This is a genomic window from Streptomyces sp. NPDC002130 (genome assembly GCF_040296465.1).
Lineage (GTDB): Bacteria > Actinomycetota > Actinomycetes > Streptomycetales > Streptomycetaceae > Streptomyces.
On sequence record NZ_JBEOXI010000624.1, the window covers coordinates 1 to 2,016 of the forward strand.

The 2,016-nt window shown below is 60.7% G+C and carries 4 protein-coding genes; 3 read left to right on the forward strand and 1 reads right to left on the reverse strand.

Going from position 1 to position 2,016, the window contains the following annotated elements; all coding sequences use genetic code 11:
• Window positions 1-25 precede the first annotated feature (25 nt).
• The gene (locus ABT116_RS43650; protein WP_351646351.1) at window positions 26-268 is read right to left on the reverse strand and encodes a hypothetical protein; all 243 of its coding nucleotides are present in this window, start codon (window positions 266-268) and stop codon (window positions 26-28) included.
• A 175-nt stretch (window positions 269-443) separates the two neighbouring features.
• Between ABT116_RS43650 and ABT116_RS43655 the strand changes: the two genes are divergently transcribed.
• The 3 genes from ABT116_RS43655 to ABT116_RS43665 form a co-directional block, all read left to right on the forward strand.
• Window positions 444-632 carry a PI-type proteinase gene (locus ABT116_RS43655; protein WP_124567378.1) on the forward strand — a complete coding sequence of 63 codons (189 nt, stop codon included), beginning with the start codon at window positions 444-446 and terminating at the stop codon, window positions 630-632.
• A gap of 259 nt (window positions 633-891) precedes the next feature.
• Window positions 892-1,311 carry an STAS domain-containing protein gene (locus tag ABT116_RS43660; RefSeq protein ID WP_095971908.1) on the forward strand — a complete coding sequence of 140 codons (420 nt, stop codon included), beginning with the start codon at window positions 892-894 and terminating at the stop codon, window positions 1,309-1,311.
• Window positions 1,308-2,016 (forward strand): alpha,alpha-trehalose-phosphate synthase (UDP-forming) (locus tag ABT116_RS43665; protein ID WP_351646354.1); only part of this gene is annotated, 709 nt, incomplete at its 3' end. The genes ABT116_RS43660 and ABT116_RS43665, both read left to right, overlap by 4 nt.

Genomic DNA, 2,016 nt, shown 5'->3' on the forward strand with positions numbered 1-2,016 from the left:
CCTCAGTAGTCAGTGACCTCAGTAGTCAGCCACCGAGTTCGGCGATCATCTCGCTCAACGATTCCGCGGCGATACGCAGTTCACCTTCGTCGGGGTTGTCGTGCGAGGACGGTAGGCGTTCGGCCAACTGCTCACGAGTGACAAGCGAGATACCCTCGAGGCCGAACCCTTCTTCGTCGGGGACGTAGATCTCGATCTCGCCACCAACCGCTACCAATTCCGAATGGGGGCCGCTGCCGAGCAGTGCACGCAGGTGTTCGGTCGTCACGGTCATATGGTTCACGTGAAATCTCCTGCTTCGGTGACAGCTGACTTTGCTGGTACGGGCTCGACGTGGCGTACTGACTCGACGTGACGCACTACCACCTACTGAGTACCCCTCGAGGGTGAGCAGGAAACGACAAGTACATGAACAACGACTTCCCGAAGGAAACGCACACACCATGACTGAACAGAATTCCACCGACCACGCGGATCAGACGGACGAGCCGCAGACCACCGACACCGATCATGGTCCCGGAACCGGCTCCGATGCAGCGCACAAAGACGTTCAGACCGATCCGTCGGGCGAGCGAACCTGGGCCGACGAGGGTGGAGCTACGACCACCGGCCCGGCGACCGACACCGACTGATCCCGCAGGGACTTAGTCATCGGGACCAAGGTCCCGTGGGTCGACGCTCACGGGTCCTTGAAATCCGTACGGATCTAACGCTTTTCACCTGGGTTTTCGCGATGCGGTAAGGTAGGCACTCAGCACGGTTGAGTACCCAGCCGTTGAAGACGAGCACGGTTCGTGCGTTGCTTCCCGTGCCGTTTCCCGGTTTCGAACGAAACCGTTTCGAACCAGACCGTTCGAACGAACCGTTTCGAGCAATCCGTCAGGAGTTTCGATGAACGAGTTTTCGAGAACTACAGATGAGCGTACGGACAGTCCCCCCACATTCACCACGACGTGTGCGGAAAACATTCAGTCGCTCGTGGTCAGCGGTGAGATCGACGTCCGGTCCCGAGCTGATTTCGCTGCTTGCGTCGACGACCTGATCGGTGAGCGTCACCCGTTCGTACTCGACTGCTCGGACGTCCAGTTCATCTCCGTCGGAGGTCTTTCCATCATCGAGACTCTGTCGGCCAAGGCACGAAGGCTCGGCGTACCTTGGACGCTCGTCGCAGCGCACCCCGTCAGGCGCCCGCTCTCTCTTCTGAAAATGGACGCCGACATCGTGTTCACCGATTCGACAGCCGAGGCGGTCACGTACCTGTCCTCGACGCCCGTCCTGGACGAGACCCTGGCGGAGCCGATGTCGGCGTGAGTACCGATCTCGAAAAGCTCTCCGAATTCGTCGTCGTCGCAAACCGACTGCCCGTCGATCTCGAAACCGACGAAGACGGAGGCAAGAACTGGAAGCGAAGTCCGGGTGGACTCGTCACTGCGCTCGAACCCATCCTGCGACAGCGAGATGGCGCTTGGGTCGGCTGGCCGGGGGTCGCGGACGAGAAGGTAGATCCGATAGTGGTTGACGGCCTTCGCCTGTTTCCCGTCGAGCTGACCTCTCAGGACCTCGCCGAGTACTACGAGGGGTTCTCCAACGACACGTTGTGGCCGCTCTACCACGACGTCATCGTCAAACCCGAATACCACCGCGAATGGTGGAACGCCTACGTCGAGGTGAACCGGCGGTTCGCCGAAGCCACTTCCAAGGCAGCGGCACAGGGCGCAACCGTCTGGATCCAGGACTACCAGCTGCAGTTGGTACCGAAGATGCTGCGGATGCTGCGCCCCGACCTCACCATCGGCTTCTTCCTGCACATTCCGTTCCCCCCGGTCGAGTTGTTCATGCAGATGCCGTGGCGCACCGAAATCGTCGAAGGCCTCCTCGGCGCCGACCTCATCGGATTCCACCTCCCAGGTGGCGCACAGAACTTCCTGTACCTGGCCAGACGCCTTGCCGGGCAGCAGACTTCACGCGGAACCGTCGGCGTCCGCTCCAAACTCGGTGTGGTGCAAGTAGGTTTCC

Excerpts from the sequence above, each read along its gene's own strand:
- ABT116_RS43655 (WP_124567378.1), top strand. The coding sequence starts at position 444 with ATGACTGAACAGAATTCCACCGACCACGCGGATCAGACGGACGAGCCG.
- ABT116_RS43660 (WP_095971908.1), top strand. The coding sequence starts at position 892 with ATGAACGAGTTTTCGAGAACTACAGATGAGCGTACGGACAGTCCCCCC.